Origin of the sequence: Ureaplasma canigenitalium ATCC 51252, assembly GCF_000712165.1 — a bacterium.
GTDB lineage: Bacteria > Bacillota_I > Bacilli_A > Mycoplasmatales > Mycoplasmoidaceae > Ureaplasma > Ureaplasma canigenitalium.
In genome coordinates this window covers 54,719-69,693 of sequence record NZ_KL544010.1, presented here as the reverse complement: position 1 = coordinate 69,693, position 14,975 = coordinate 54,719, and the positions used below count along the sequence as shown (strand labels likewise).

At 31.5% G+C, this 14,975-nt stretch carries 15 protein-coding genes; 5 read left to right on the top strand and 10 right to left on the bottom strand.

Annotated features, from left to right (window positions below; translation table 4 throughout):
• The first annotated feature begins 3 nt into the window (after positions 1-3).
• The 4 genes from T416_RS03835 (at position 4) to T416_RS0102335 (ending at position 3,367) form a co-directional block, all read left to right on the top strand.
• Positions 4-696 (top strand): hypothetical protein, encoded by a 693-nt coding sequence (locus T416_RS03835; protein ID WP_031489214.1) that lies wholly within the window; start codon positions 4-6, stop codon positions 694-696.
• 9 nt (positions 697-705) lie between these two features.
• Positions 706-1,752 (top strand): heat-inducible transcriptional repressor HrcA, encoded by a 1,047-nt coding sequence (hrcA, locus tag T416_RS0102345; protein WP_031489213.1) that lies wholly within the window; start codon positions 706-708, stop codon positions 1,750-1,752.
• A gap of 102 nt (positions 1,753-1,854) precedes the next feature.
• Positions 1,855-2,616 carry a DUF402 domain-containing protein gene (locus T416_RS0102340; RefSeq protein WP_084277163.1) on the top strand — a complete coding sequence of 254 codons (762 nt, stop codon included), beginning with the start codon at positions 1,855-1,857 and terminating at the stop codon, positions 2,614-2,616.
• Positions 2,570-3,367 (top strand): DUF3196 family protein, encoded by a 798-nt coding sequence (locus tag T416_RS0102335; protein ID WP_031489211.1) that lies wholly within the window; start codon positions 2,570-2,572, stop codon positions 3,365-3,367. Before T416_RS0102340 ends, T416_RS0102335 begins: the two co-directional genes overlap by 47 nt.
• A gap of 15 nt (positions 3,368-3,382) precedes the next feature.
• On the opposite strand, the gene T416_RS0102330 is transcribed toward T416_RS0102335, so the two are convergent.
• From T416_RS0102330 to truB, 6 genes are all read right to left on the bottom strand, one after another.
• Positions 3,383-3,901: a hypothetical protein gene (locus T416_RS0102330; protein WP_156953979.1), complete on the bottom strand. Its 519-nt coding sequence runs from the start codon at positions 3,899-3,901 to the stop codon at positions 3,383-3,385.
• Positions 3,902-3,986: 85 nt separating this feature from the next.
• The gene (locus T416_RS0102325; RefSeq protein ID WP_031489209.1) at positions 3,987-5,861 is read right to left on the bottom strand and encodes a Vmc-like lipoprotein signal peptide domain-containing protein; all 1,875 of its coding nucleotides are present in this window, start codon (positions 5,859-5,861) and stop codon (positions 3,987-3,989) included.
• A gap of 13 nt (positions 5,862-5,874) precedes the next feature.
• The gene (locus T416_RS0102320) at positions 5,875-6,927 is read right to left on the bottom strand and encodes an iron ABC transporter permease (RefSeq protein WP_051675942.1); all 1,053 of its coding nucleotides are present in this window, start codon (positions 6,925-6,927) and stop codon (positions 5,875-5,877) included.
• A gap of 16 nt (positions 6,928-6,943) precedes the next feature.
• A complete protein-coding gene (locus T416_RS0102315) occupies positions 6,944-8,020 on the bottom strand; it encodes an iron chelate uptake ABC transporter family permease subunit (protein WP_031489207.1) in 1,077 nt (358 codons plus the stop codon).
• A gap of 137 nt (positions 8,021-8,157) precedes the next feature.
• Entirely contained in the window at positions 8,158-9,021 is an 864-nt protein-coding gene (locus T416_RS0102310; protein ID WP_031489206.1) for a riboflavin kinase, read from the bottom strand.
• Positions 8,996-9,655: a tRNA pseudouridine(55) synthase TruB gene (gene truB / locus T416_RS0102305; protein ID WP_051675940.1), complete on the bottom strand. Its 660-nt coding sequence runs from the start codon at positions 9,653-9,655 to the stop codon at positions 8,996-8,998. Before truB ends, T416_RS0102310 begins: the two co-directional genes overlap by 26 nt.
• Before the next feature lie 47 nt (positions 9,656-9,702).
• Between truB and T416_RS0102300 the strand changes: the two genes are divergently transcribed.
• Entirely contained in the window at positions 9,703-10,725 is a 1,023-nt protein-coding gene (locus T416_RS0102300; protein ID WP_031489204.1) for a hypothetical protein, read from the top strand.
• 36 nt (positions 10,726-10,761) lie between these two features.
• Here T416_RS0102300 and T416_RS0102295 read toward each other — a convergent pair whose 3' ends face one another.
• The 4 genes from T416_RS0102295 to T416_RS0102280 all read right to left on the bottom strand — a co-directional run bounded on the left by T416_RS0102295 (position 10,762) and on the right by T416_RS0102280 (position 14,969).
• On the bottom strand, positions 10,762-12,414 hold the full coding sequence (locus tag T416_RS0102295; RefSeq protein WP_031489203.1) for a hypothetical protein: 1,653 nt from the start codon (positions 12,412-12,414) through the stop codon (positions 10,762-10,764).
• 160 nt (positions 12,415-12,574) lie between these two features.
• Positions 12,575-13,300, bottom strand: coding sequence for a hypothetical protein (locus T416_RS0102290; RefSeq protein WP_031489202.1), 726 nt, complete (start codon positions 13,298-13,300; stop codon positions 12,575-12,577).
• 1 nt (position 13,301) lies between these two features.
• Entirely contained in the window at positions 13,302-14,015 is a 714-nt protein-coding gene (locus T416_RS0102285) for a YebC/PmpR family DNA-binding transcriptional regulator (RefSeq protein ID WP_031489201.1), read from the bottom strand.
• A 9-nt stretch (positions 14,016-14,024) separates the two neighbouring features.
• Positions 14,025-14,969, bottom strand: a complete 945-nt coding sequence (locus tag T416_RS0102280) for a hypothetical protein (protein ID WP_156953978.1) — start codon at positions 14,967-14,969, stop codon at positions 14,025-14,027.
• Positions 14,970-14,975: the final 6 nt, after the last annotated feature.

Below are 14,975 nucleotides of genomic sequence, written 5' to 3'. Positions count from 1 at the left end.
AGTATGCAAATCAATATCTATGACGAACTAAAAGGATACCTTCATTCAGAAAAAATCAACAGTAAACTTTACGAAGAATTTTATGAAGATGATGTCAAAACTAAAATAGAACAAAACATTTTATATATGAACATTGCGATTATTGTTTTTGTGCTATGTGGTTTTGCACTTTTTGGTGGGGGGATTTATTGAAATGTAAAATTAATTGACAAAGAAACTTATCCTTCAACTATTATGATTGTCCTTGGAGTTTTTATCTTTCTCCTTTTTGTCCTTCCGTTAATTATTTATACCGTCAAAAACAATAATTACTTAAAGCGATGTCGAATCAATGTTGAAAAAGACATAGTTTCCTTTAAATATTTGAGAATGATTTCTAATTATTCAAAAAGTTTGCAAATAATCAATAAAGAAATCATTAAAAATGATGAATCGGTACTCTTTAAACTTCTTTACCAAAAAGAATCTTTAACCTTGAAGTATACACAGCATAGTGTATTACTCTTAAACGAAGATGGTAAGGAGATTAAGAGACTGAACAAAGAACAAAACATCACTTTAATTCCAAGAATTAAGATGAAATTTTTCGATGGGATAAGTAAATTTCTCATCGAGGACTACCTAGATCGTTATGGTCTTTTTCTTAAAAATTTAGCAAAAGAAATTTACGATGATCTTTATTCACTAATGAAATAGGAAGCTTTTATGGAACTAAACAACTTAATGAAAGAACTTTCTGCAAGACAACTCGCTATTCTTAATGCCATTGTTAATGAATACACAGAAACAGCAACACCAATTTCATCCCTTCTCCTTGTCCAAAAGTACTTTACTAACCTTTCAACAGCAACAATTAGAAACGAAATGGCTTTCCTTGAGAAAATGAACCTCATCGAAAAACCACATACAAGTGCTGGACGAGTTCCATCAATTCTTGGTTACCAAATTTATAACCTACAGAAACTAAGTGTTCCAATTGAAATAAGTGTTAAGGAGCGACTTACAAGAATCCTTCATGACCGAAGAAAAAGCATTGATGAAATTATTAACCTATCTCTTCAATTAATTAATGAAACAACAAGTCTTCCGGCTGTCATTACCGAAGACGGTAGCAATGAACTTTTAAAAAGAATTGATTTAATTCAGACCGGACCGCTTTCCGCTCTTATTATTATTGTTAGCTCATCAAATCGAGTGATACAACATCTGATCACTCTTGATCCTAAAATTAAATTTAACGATTTAGTTACTTGCATCAATGTTCTTGATGAGCGTCTTATTGACACTCCATTAAAGGAAGTTATTAAGAAACTTGATTTAATAAAAGACTTAATCAAAAATAAAATTTACCAATATGAATATTTCATGAGCGAAATTGTTAATAAAATTTTCTCTTATTATGAAGAGCGCAAAAACAATGTACAAACAGTTGGTGTAAAGTATCTTGTTAAGCATAATGAATTCCGCGACCAAGATAAATTAACTGAGCTCTTAAATTTACTTGAAAATACTTCAATTTGAGAACAAATTGCTCTTGAAAAAAAGTTAACTGGTAAGACTACAATAACATACGGCAGCGAGATTGGGAGCGAAAATCTTGCAATAGCAAGTACAACAATTAAGTTACCGACAATTAACAAACAAATCGCTATCGTTGGTCCAACTAGAATGAACTACAGTAAAATCAAAGCATTACTTGACTTTCTGAAGAAAGAGATCGAAATCATTTTTGGTACTAACAAAAATGAGTAATTTAGTTAAAATAAGACAATTTCAGTGGATAGTTTTTTTAATTTTTTATAATTAAATTACTAGGAAAAAATAGTAAAATAATTCAATTACATTACATAATATATGAAAAAAAACATCCCATACGAACAGTTAAGGTACTATAAACACACCAATCCTGATTTAACGAAAATCCAGAATCTCGACAATTTAAAAGAAGATGACCAAGTGATGGTTCATGCTTATAAATATAACGGATGACTTTATCGATCTTGATCAAACCCGAAGGTTGTTTTTAAGAAGGATGATATGTTCATTCTTTGTTCAACCAATGCTTATGTCATCTCCAGTGAAGAAAAATCAGTAAGATCATTCCCTTCATATAACAAAAAATTGACTTATTGATATTTTTTTAAGGATGAATGATTCAATATCATCGCAACGATTGAAAATAATGGCATTAAACTTTACATTAATGTAGCATCTCCTTTTATATATGAGGAAGGTGCTATTAAATATATTGACTTTGACCTGGACTTTACAATGTCGGTTGATGGTAATTGAAACGAAATTGATATTAATGAATTTATTGAAAATGCTCGTAAGTACAACTACGAAGATGCCTTAATTAAAAAAATAATTTTAACTGAAAAAAAGATTATCCATTGCTTTAAAAATAATTTATTCTCCCCTTTAATTAATAAAGAAAATCTCCTTGAACTACACATGAAATATGGTAGTCCGGAACCGGTTCAGAAACAAGTTTCAAAGCCAACGATAAAGCAAAATGTCAAAGCTAATTTTAAAACGAATCATCATCTAAAAGAAAACCGAAGAAAAAATGAAAAACGAAGAAAAAATCAAAACACAGATCAAGAAGTATTTTAATGATGTAAAAAAGGAAGCGGAAAAAGCCTTTAGTCGTAAGGACTATGGTCTTGCTCATCTCCTTCTTGAGAATGAATTTACAAACCCTTTAATCGATTTAGCGACTTTGGAAGATTTTAAAAATTTTGACAAAGAAATAATTAAAGAAATTGAACTTAATACAATCGATGAAAATGAATCTAATTTAAAAAAGGAAGATTATTACATAAAGATATTTAACCAGGATAAACACATAGTTAACGGTTCAATGCTTGATCTTTTCATCGTTAAATATATTAATGAACTAAATGATGTTGACTTCGCTTTTCTTAATATGATTCTCAAATCAAAAAAAGTAGGAATGCAGGATAAGATGCATGTCGTTGAACTTATTGCGACTAATAACCTTGTTTTTGATCTCCAACTTTATAACCAATATTTAGAACAATCAATGAAGATTGAAATTGCTAAATATAATCGTGGTGGAACTGATAATGTTAATATCATTACCGACCCCAAGATTTATCAAATTAACGAACAACTTGATAACCATTTTCACCAAAATCCATCATTTCTTAATCTATCGAAAGAATTGTTATATCTCTACTATACTTACTTTTTTCCTTTTGATACAGCATATGATGTTTCTAATGTCACAAATGCAATTATTAAATACATTAATGAATGTATGCATATTGAGCAGAAAAACTACACTAAGGAAGAAAAGAAAATTATAAACATCATAGGTAAAATGTACAACGAACTTGAGTAACAAAAAGAAGGGCTTCTAGCTCTTCTTTTTTAGCAACTCGGGATGCATATATTCTGTTGCTTTTTCAACAACTTCTGTCTGGTCGATAAGGTTTGGTTCAGCCTTTGTTGGTTTCGTAATTAATAGGGTAAATGAAGTAAGGATGTTTGAAGGAACAAAGAGAATTTTCTCATTGACATGCAGTTGTGGAAGGTGTAAATCAAAGAAGTAAAATTCGTCAAACATACCAGTATTTACAGGACTAACCTGATTATTCAGAATAGGAATGTGTGAATCATATTGTAAACGATATGTTAGCTTTTTTAGGTCATTTAAACTAGATACATCGCTCTTTTTAACAAAGAAACGAACAATATAAGAAGTAGTTATAATTTTACCGTTTTGTTCAGTATGCTTGAATAATGTGTATTTACTTGCATCAATCTGTGTTTTTTTTCTTACACAACTTGCTAGGGTAACTGGAATAATGATCAGGGAAGAAAGTCCAATTATTGATAGGACTCTTTTTAATGTAATTCGTTTTTTCATAGTCATTAATAAAGTATAACCGAATAATAAGTAACGAAAGAAAAAAAGTGCCCTAGGAGCACTTTTTCCTTCTCACACATTAACTCTATAACTATTTTTTTGATTTTGAATTTTTAAGAGCTTCATAACTTGCATCATCACGAGCATGTTTTCCTTCGATATGTTTACTTCCACGATCTTTCATGTTAAAGAAGTAAGCACCTGTTTCTACCTTAGGTGCATCTAGGTTTTGGTTAACAATTTTATTTGCTATATTAACAACACTTGAAGTAGTTCCAACGAAGGCAAGACCAGCATCATAGAATTCGTCTTTACTACTAATAAAGAAGTTTTTACCCACCTTAGGATTTTCTTTTAACATCTTCGTTAGATTGTAATCGTTTTTCTTATCACCAATACTATTAATAAAGTCAGTAATGGTCTTTTCAAAATTAAGAAGCGAAGCTTTTGAACCATCAAAACCTTCGACCTTACTCGGGTCATATACGAAAGTAACAACATCAACTCCGCTTTCAAAAGCATCAGCAATGTTCTTACCAACAGTTAATTGAGCTTCACCAGAACCTTTTAGTAAAGCCCTTCCACCAAACCATCCGAAGTCATCAACATATTGCTGAATTAATGTTAGGTTCTTCTTAGGTAAAGGGAATTGGTAACCAAGTCCTGGTGTGTATGGATCATCACTTGAAGCATACATAATTGGGAATAATGTTGGAATATAAGCATAGAAGTTCTTAGCAATGAAGTCCTTTTGGTCTTGGGTCTTAATTTCATTAGGGAAGACAGATTTATTACCATTATTAACAACAAGTAATGTTTTACCTTGAACTTTAGAAGCATTTTCCTTTGCTCATTTACTAATATTCTTTCGAGCGATATCAACATTAGCACGAGCAAAAGCTTCAAATGTCGTAAATCCTTTTTGACCACCGACTTCTGCATTCTTAATATTATCAAACTTCGAAGCATCATAAAGTTGGTCAAGCATTTGACCAGCATTGATAAGTGGTTCATAGCGGTCAAGATATCAATTAGGGTTACCAGCAAGTTCAATACTTTTACTCTTTAGATGTGGGTTACCAACTTTATATTTCTGAGTTGGGTCATTTTGATCCGCTCAGAAAAGTCAGTTAGGAAGTAGACGAGCAGGACGTTTACTTAAAATATCAGTACTTCGACTTTGTGCTACTCATCCAAAAACCTTCGGGTCTTGTTTAGTAAAGGATTCATAGTATCCACCAAGACGAGTTGTCGTTGTAAGGATAGTACCGATTTTATTTGTCGTTATGTCGGTTTGACTTGTTTTATCATTTTTGATGTTACCAACTCAAGTCTTCGATTCATCAGCAACAGCCTTTCAGTCGTGAAGGTAAACTGGAACATATTCAACCTTCTTTTGACCGTTACTTTGATATGTATGCTTAATTGCAGCATAGTGCGGAGCGATACCGAAGGCATATGCAATATCCATTTGGTCAATTGATCCTGAGTCTTTAGTTGTCGCAAACTTATTGTGGCCATTTGGATCGGTTACTTGTCTATAGAAATCCTTAGCACGACCTTTACTTAAGAGAGTTTCTGTGTATTCAGGAATTGTTTCGTGTCATTGTTTAGTTGTTAAATCAAGCAATGCTTTTTCCCGTTCGTTTAACTCGCGACGGGTTGGCAATCCGTTTTCTTCAACTTCCTTTGGAAGATCACTTGTTTTATAACCTGGAAAGAAGGTACTTCCTGAACCTGGCTCAAAGTGTTTTTCAACAATTACTTCATCGTTTTGTTTTTTAGAGTCTCCTTTGTTTCCTTGACCACTAGACTCTCCGGTATCATTCTTGTGGCCACCTTTAGAATTACCACCTGTATTACCACTATTAGGACGACAAGCGACAGCGACAGAAGCAATTGCTCCACCAATTGCTAGTGCTCCAAAAGAGAGCATTAATATCTTATTTAATTTTATTTTTTTCATATTTTAAATCTCCTTATGATTTAACAACGACCATTATGATGAAGATCGGAGCTACAAGTAAAGGTGTTAGAAGTGGTGGGTTAAATGGATACGATGTCGCTTTAACCACAATTGTTCCAAGTAGGAACTGACTGAACAACAAAAAGACCGTTGTCAGTAAACCACTAAATAAAGCAGCACGGTTTACACGTAGACCAAAAAGGTTATAAGCAATGTTAGCCGCTGCGATACCAACGAAGAGAATATTACCAGCGAGCGTATAAGCAATTCCTGATAATATCCCTGTTATGATAATTAATTCAAAAGTAACTAGTTTGGTTCTAATACCCAGTTGTCGAGCAACAACGGCATCAGAAAGAAAAATTTTATAAATAGGTGACCGAATAAAGAACCAAATAAGCGATGCACCAAAGAAAACACCAGTAAAAATTCATATATTATCGGTCATATGAGCATAGTGAGCTTCAAGTAATTCATCGATGTATTCGGCTGCACTACGATTTAATTGATCTTGCAGCGAAATCGACAATGTAATCGCAATGAAGTTAACGAACAAACCACAAATAATTAACTTAGCTGGACTAAAGTTCGTTCTTGTACGACCAAAAAAATAAAGAATAATGGTAATAAAGACTGCGAACGGGACGAATATATAAGGTAAATTTCGTGTGAAACTCGCTTGGTTTTCGATACTATCAAAGTTAAAACCAAAAGCAAAGATAACAAGTCCGATTAAGCAGAAGTTACCAACCCCTATCGTCGAGGTGTCAACTAACCGGTTACGGGTAAGTCTTTGAATGATAAAACCACTCACCCCAATACTGAACCCAGTCATAAAGACTTGGACAATCACTTTCGAAATTTCTTTAAATATTGCTTTATAGTTCGGATTTTCAACACCAATCGTGATGAAAGTCATTAACAACGAAAACAAAATGCACAAAAGGATTAAAGCGACCCATCACCATGGTTTCATTCGTTTATTGAAATGAACAAAAAGTCTTTTCATTCTTCCATTTTCAATCAAGTTTATTCCGCGATATAGCGGAGTTTTTATGTTATTCATATAATAAATTCCTCCGCTACCTAATTTTGGTTACCTTTAAAATGGCAATTAGAACTATCGCACTTATGATGGAAATTAGGAAGTTTGGACCAAATTTATATAATTTAAGTAAAAGTAAACTTACTTCAAGTAAGGCAAAAGCAAATACCATTGACATCGCAATCACAAAGCCGGGAGTGTGTTTGTTAAAGACACTTCTTACAATGTTAGGAATAATTAATCCAAGAAGCATAATCGGGTGAGAAATAACAACCGAACAAACGGTCATAATCATCGCAATAACCGATACAACTCAATAAATTGTATTGATTCTAATCCCAAGACTCTTAGCTAGCAAGAAGTCACGCTGCATAATCTTTAATTGCGGAAGCATTGCGAAAAGCCCAATGACACTTACGATAATCATCGTCCCTGATGCAGCAAGGAAGTATCAATTACCTTTGATTGAAAAAGAACCAGAAAAAATAGCACTTGGTTCTACAGTAGTCGGGAAAATAATAACAAGAACTGCTGCAATCGCTGTGATAACAACAGCAATTGCAAACCCAACTAAGACAGGACGGTAGTCACTACCTTCTGTTTTTCGCTTCGCATTTATTGCTCCGTTAATCGCCATAATACATAAGGCGATTCCAAAACCAATTAAGTAAGTTCACGGAACGTTTGGTTTGTTGATTGCCAGATTAGCAAAGAATGCTAGAGTAGCTGCTGGGGTATAACCAAGAGTTGAAGGCGAAGCAATTCGGTTTCTCGTTGTAATTTGAATAGCATAACCAACTGATGGTATCCCAATCGCAAGAAAAATTTTCGCAATCGGATCAAACCAGTAATCAATTAATGTTGCCGGCCTTGTAACCTCTTCTCATGTTCTTCAGTAAGTCGTAATCGATTGACCAGTTTCAAAATCAATTTCCCCTTCACGTTTTTCATACATTACAGTATAGAACAAGGCTCCTATACCAATAAAGATGAAAAGAAGAGTAAATAATCCAACGGAAGTTCACGACGACAGTGCTTTTTTTAAGCGCTTATGAAATGAAGAAAAGGCTTCGGCTATATTTTTCTGACTAGTTAAAGTTTTTTCAACAGTCATTATATTTTCCTCCTTTACCTTATAGTATAGTCTTAAACAGTTAGATGGTTGGGAAAGTACTACCAATAAAAGTAAAATAAAAAAATGCTAAATAAATAAGGTTAAAGAAATAAAAAAGATAACGGTAAATCCGTTATCTAATGAATAGTTTTTTGACTTATTTGATGTTCTATTAATGCTTTTTTATAACCACATAAAAGCTCTTTTAAATGGTTCAAATCCTTAATCTTAATAATATCTGCGATCCGCTTATCGAAGTTAACCTGGATAACCTGATGATAAAGGTCATTACTAAAATCAAGTAGGTAGGCCTCGAGTTGCTTAAACCCGTTTTTAGTTCCGACATAAATCATTGTTTTATATGTCTTATTTTTTATAAGAACACTTCCAAGATAAACTCCATCCTTAACTAAAGTTCCATTTTCATTAAGAATAATGTTTGCAGTAGGAAAATTAATTGTTATCCCGATTTGTTTCCCATAAACTACTTGACCTACAACATAGTAGTGATATTGAAGATGTTGGTTCGCTTTTTCAAGCTCACCATTTCTTAAGTATCCTTTAATTGTTGTAGATGAAATTTGTTGATTAATTTTTTTGATGGTTAGATTTTCACAATGTTGCATGAGAAAAACACTATCTCTTTGGTCATTGCCAAAAGTAAAATTTTCACCAACGATAATATTTTTAAAATTAGTTTTTTGAAGGAAATTACGAATAAAAGTAATTCCATCCCAATTAAGTTTCGATATGTCCCAGACAAGAATTTGAACAACTCCTGGAATCTTTTTTAATTGTCGAACTCGCTCTTCAAGATTGTAAATTTGATAACTCTTTTTTGGAACATTAATAAAGGTCAGAATACTAATCTCATTGTTACTTGGAAAAAGGGATAAATGACCGCAATGAAGTCCATCAAAATATCCCATTATAAGATGAAAGGTATCCTTAATTTTTTTAAAATCACTACTCTTATTAAGATAAACTATCTGGCAAGTCATAAAGTGAGATGCAATCCTTTTTCGTATAAGGTCCGACTTCGGTTCGTTGAAGATAGGTAATGGTTCCAAATGATCCAAGTTCCTTACCAAGGTCAAAAGCAAAAGACCTTACATAAAATCCTTTTGAAACATTTATTTCTATTGTTAATTCCTGTTCCTTCTCATCATAGTTAACAATTTCATAACCATATAGAGAAACTTCTTTAACCGGAATTTCGATTTCCTTATTTTGACGAGCATATTCATATGCTTTACGACCATTAATTTTAACCGCACTATAAATCGGAGGACGTTGTTTAATGTCACCAAGAAAAAAGTTATCTAAAGCATTCCTAATCGCTTCCAGAGTGATTTTTTTGTGATCTGTTTTTATTACCTTTCCCGTAATGTCATAAGAATCAGTTAACAAATTAAACTTAATTCGGGCTCGGTATTTTTTGTCATAATTAAGGCATTGGTTAAGACTTTTTGTCCCATTATTTATCCCTATGATAAGGATGCCAGAAGCAAGAGGATCAAGGGTACCACCGTGACCTATTTTCTTTATACCATAAACACGTTTTAAGATTCGTATGACATCATACGATGAAAGACCAGATGGTTTATAGACAGCAAAAACATTTAAATCAAACATAAACAAATTATAATAATATTTAAATTATAAAAAACAACATAATCAATATGAAATCTGTATTAATAGTAAACAAAAGTTACCAGCATCTCACTAAATTTAATAAGGACACCGTTCACGATTCGGGTGTTTTTACTCACAATGACCGTTATTTAAAAATCGTTCAAACTTCTTTTGATGACCACATTAAAAAGAAAAGCAAGCCGCTTTTTTATTTTATGAAGTGGTGATTTGAAAATACGAATTATAAATTAAATGAGGAGATTTCGACCAAAAAAAGATCGCTTCGCTATATCCTCGTCGAATCTTTCTTCATCATTTGTATTCTTGGTTTAATTTCTTGTATTTTAGCTGGAGTTGCCAAACCTTTTATTGATGCAATCATTAAATCAATTAACCTTACCCTTGGAAAGTTCAAGGGGGATTTAATAGTTAATGGACAAGAAATTGTCAAAGGCTTAACACCTGATGATCTCTCAAACGGAAAGTTTGAGCTCCAAATTCAATATGTCCCGAAAGTTTGAGAATATTCATTTAATTCATCTTCAGTTATCGTCCCCTTAATCTTTACACTTTTCTTTTTCTTTTTCACCTTTATTTATATTTATCGAAGAAAAAAAATTATTCCTAAAACTAATAAAATGAGTGTCGAAGATTTCTTGATTGCAAGAATGAATATGATTAATAGTTTTAAGGGGATTCTAAAAAGAAAAATCAAACTTATCCCTGGGGAAAAATCATTTAATCATCGTCTTATTTTTAATATGAATATCGACTTTAGTTTGCTTCGGATTATGAATTACATTTATTCAGGTTTAACCGAACTTAATGTTGTAATGGTAGTTAATCTTGATAGCGACCAAAAAATTATCGACTTAAAACAAACTTTAAACCAAGATTTTCAGAATTTAGGAATGATAGTGATTGAAGAAGAAAATATGAAAAACTTAAGATCACCATATATGAACGGTTTCTTTAATCAGGATATTGAGTTGCTTAGTCCAATAAAAGAAAACGAACAGAGCGATGCCAATCCTAAGGAACTTCTTATCGTTGAAGAGAAAGAAGACTAAAAAAGAGTTGTCCAACCGGATAACTCTTTTTTGATATTAATCTCTATCGTAGTGAAGAATAATAAGGTGGTTTTTACCATTATTAGCATTGATTGCGGCTTTCAATTCTTCGTAGGTTTTTGAAGCAATAATTTTTTGAAGAAGTGCTGAATCGGTTTTAAATTCCTTGGTTGACCGGTCAATAATTTGATCAGTTAGTTCAAGTCAATCGTTATTTTTAGTAATAAAACTATAACCATTGTAAACAATAGATTCTCATTCACTCGACGTGAATTTAACACTATTCATAATGTTTTTATCAACAACAATATAATACATTAATAGATAGAAAAGTTTCATTGTAAACAAATTATCGTATGTTTCGTTATTTGTACTTATCCCGGCAAGAGCCTTTTCTAACTTATCAAATTGTTCTTTTTCGCTTATATTACCAAAAAAATGATCTTTAAATAGCTTCTTAATCTTCGTTATTTTTTCATCTTGATTATTACTTCCTCAAAATTCATTCATTCGATTAGCAATTCTATCATTATATATTGCTGTATCTGAACTAAAATCAGTGATTTTAACATTAATTTCTTGTTTATTAAATTCTTCATCAAGAATCATATCGAGGAAGGAAGATGGAGATAATTTAAATTGACTTAACTCATCAAGAGTGTTTAGATTAGAGTATTTTATTTGCAGTCTTTCAATAATACCTGTGGTATCAATTCTTTTATACTTTATTATAATACCGTTGATTGTTTCCTTCGTAATTCGTATTAACTCACTTTCGGTTAAGATTGAATCATTATTCAAAAGCATTTTCTTATTTGTTTGATATCCATCACCTAATTGATAAAACTCATTAATAGCAATTGCTTGATTCTTTAATTTGTTATATTTTTCAATTAGCTTTTGCTTTATATTCTTAATTTCAAGCGGAGAAGTGTTCTTTAAATTACCATCATTAATTAAGGAAAGATAGTTTCGATAATAATCATCATTGGATGGATTAAGTAACTGAAAGTATCGCTGACTATCAATAATTTCCTTATGTAAATCAATAATTTCATTGATAATTTGCTTTTCAATAGTACCAAGTGACTGACCATCAGCTTCATCAATTTGCTTACGGTACTTATCATCAAGGAATTTATAAGAATCGATTAGTTTTTTAGATGCTTCCTTTCGATCATTTAAGTTACTAGAAAGCAATTCCTTATCTTTTTCAATTTTCTTTAATTCTTCTTTAAGCTTATTAAGTTGCTCTTCAATTTTCTTTTTTTCGTCTATTTTGTTAGTAACATCATCACTAATCGATGAAAGTTCCTTGATTTTTTGCTGAAGAGCCTTTTCCTTTGATAGTAATGCTTGTTCCTTATTATTTAATTCTTCATTAAACTTACTTGATTTATCACTTGCTTCTTTTAATAGATCGTTATTTTTTTCAGTTAATTGATTAATTAAATGTTCAAGTTCACGATTTTTAATTTCAAGTTCAGTTAAAGCTTCGGTAGAATCACTCTTATTTGAATTACCATTATTTAAATGCTCAAGATTTGCCTTCAACATCAAGTTTCTTTGATGAGTATGGTCGGTATTAGTTCTTGAACCAAAACCAATTGCAAGACCAATTCCAATCCCGGTAAGCGGAAGAAGAACGGAACCTAGAGCAATTAATGTTGTTCTTTTTTTATTATTCATAAAACCTCCGTCCTCATTTCTGTCGAAATAAAAATGATAAATATGTGTAATATTTTATGATAAGGGATTTATGGTTGTTTTATGATGGAAATTTCCTTTTTTTATCAAAAAAACGACAAAAGACAAAATAAGTGAGTAAATTTCTAAAAAAACCTGCTAGCTACTTTTTCGATTTAAACGCTGGTAAATTAACTAATTTGTTATTACGATAAAAAACTTCATTGTAAAAGTAAAGGTCTTTTGCTTGATCAAGCTGATGAAAATCAACCGTTAAAACCTTATTATTCTTTTTAACTGGGATAAAACGAAGGCCAGTATTACTTTTATCTGGGTTTAAAGAAAGACTATGATCATAGTTAAAACTGTTATTAAAAATAGAGTCAAGGTCAAGATAAGCTAGTGAGTAACGATTTTTATTTTCGACAATAAAATTAGTCAAAAAAAGGTTCTTAGGGACTTGATAAAAGGATACAACGATTAAGTCATTGTCAATGAAAAATTGATTATTATATTGTTCTTTGAGGTGTTTTATTGTCTCATTTGCCGTCTCTTGGTCAATATTTTCTTCTTTCTTTAAATTGAGAGAAATCAGAGAATTAAAAGCCTCTTCATTCTTAATAAGATGACCGATAAACGGTTCCTTTTCTACCGTTCTATATAAGTAAAAATAAAGAAGACCTTGTTGGTTATTTGCTACATCTTTTCTTATTGACTGAAAAGTACGGTGGAGATAATCATCTTGATGATTCTTTCCACTAACAAAAATAATAGGTGTAACGATTACACTATAAAGGGATATTCCAGCAACCACTCGGAAGATATTAGCACGAAACTTTTTATGGTTAACATAGGCTTGGTGTTCAGCATTATAAAGTTTAATTGCCATATTAAATTTCTTCTTCAAAGTTCGTAATCACTCACGAGATGTCATCATCATCGTCAGTTTGGTTAATGAACCTTACAAGTCGTTCCTTTTGAGTATCATCAAGTGAAACAAAATCATTGGGAATTAACTTTATTTCAGATGAAAGAATACTAAAACCATTTTTGTCAATAATTTCCCGAGCAATGTTAAATGATGAAGGTTCAGTAAGGATTTCAACGACATCCTCTTGTTCATTAACATCGATTACATTTGCTTCAACCAATAATAAATCAAGAACGATGTCGGTTAAGTTTGGTCGGTCATTCTTAAGTAGAATTTGCCCATACTCATTAAAGTTAATGATGACTGAATTTGGTTTCGCAAGTTGACCATTTAGTTTACTAAAATACCCACGGATATTTGAAATGGTTCGTTGTTCGTTATCAGTTAGCACCTTAATAATGACCGACAAACCATTAGGACCATATCCTTCGTAAGTTAACTCTTTTAGATTATCTTTATCCCGGGTCGCACCATTGATGTTTTTTTCAATTGAATCACGACTTAGGTTGTTGTTTAAAGCACGAGCGATAGCTGCTTTTAACCGGAGATTAGTCTCTGGATTCGTTCCTTGCTTAGCAGCTTGTTTAATTTCCTTCGCACACTTCATCCAAATCTTCGCTTGATTTTGTTGCTTTTTGTTAATTCCTGAGGCAATTAAATGTTTTCTTGGCATACCATTCCCCTATATATTACTGATAAAACTAATCGATTCGTCATTAACGACATTCTCATTAATAAGTATTCTACTTAGAAATTTAATGTCTTGGATGAAAAGATCATTTTGATGATTAAGAAAATGAACTTGAGTTAAATTTTTAAGAAAGCGATTATATCTTCGGTTGTTTGTAATATTGAGATAGTCAATATCATTAATGATTTTATTTTCACTATTTTTATTAATTTTACTTTTGAGTAATTTTAAATTATCAATCCGATTTAAATTCAACTTAAATCCAAGAATTGATTTGAACATTTTCGGAGTAAAAGAAATAAATGCGTCAGTATGGTCACTGTAATTAAATGTAAAAATATATCCCCGCTCAAGATCGTTCATCACAAAGACATCGGTAATTACTTTTGTTGAATGAAAATATGAATTTATTTTAGAAACGATGAACGGTAAGCTGCGACTAAGAAAATAGGAAGGTTTTGACTGACTAAATATAAGACTTTCAAAGTTGCTGTAATCATCATTGATTGTTTCAAAAATAAATTTAGTGTCTTTAATCATTAGGTTCTTGTCGCTAATATTGAAGTTATCAGTAATTCGTTCTGACTTAATACTTTCAATAGTTTTTTTGTTCTCTTCTTCAAATTGCTTAATTTTGTCATCAATTCATCCATCGAGTTCTATGTTCGCAATATGCTTAGCATAAAAATCAATTTTATCCTCGATTTCAGAATCAATCTTAATTTGATCGTTCTTATTAAGAAGTTCTTTAATCTGAAGTCGGTTATTGCTATAACTATTAAAAATTTTACTTAAACTACTGATATCGTTCTCAATTTGACTCTTTAAGTCGTGTTTAATTGGTTGAATGACCGAACAAGAAGCAACGAAAAGACTACCAACAAAAATTGTTGGTAAAATAAGCATCAGTTTTCGTTTAATATTCTTCTTGTTCATATATTA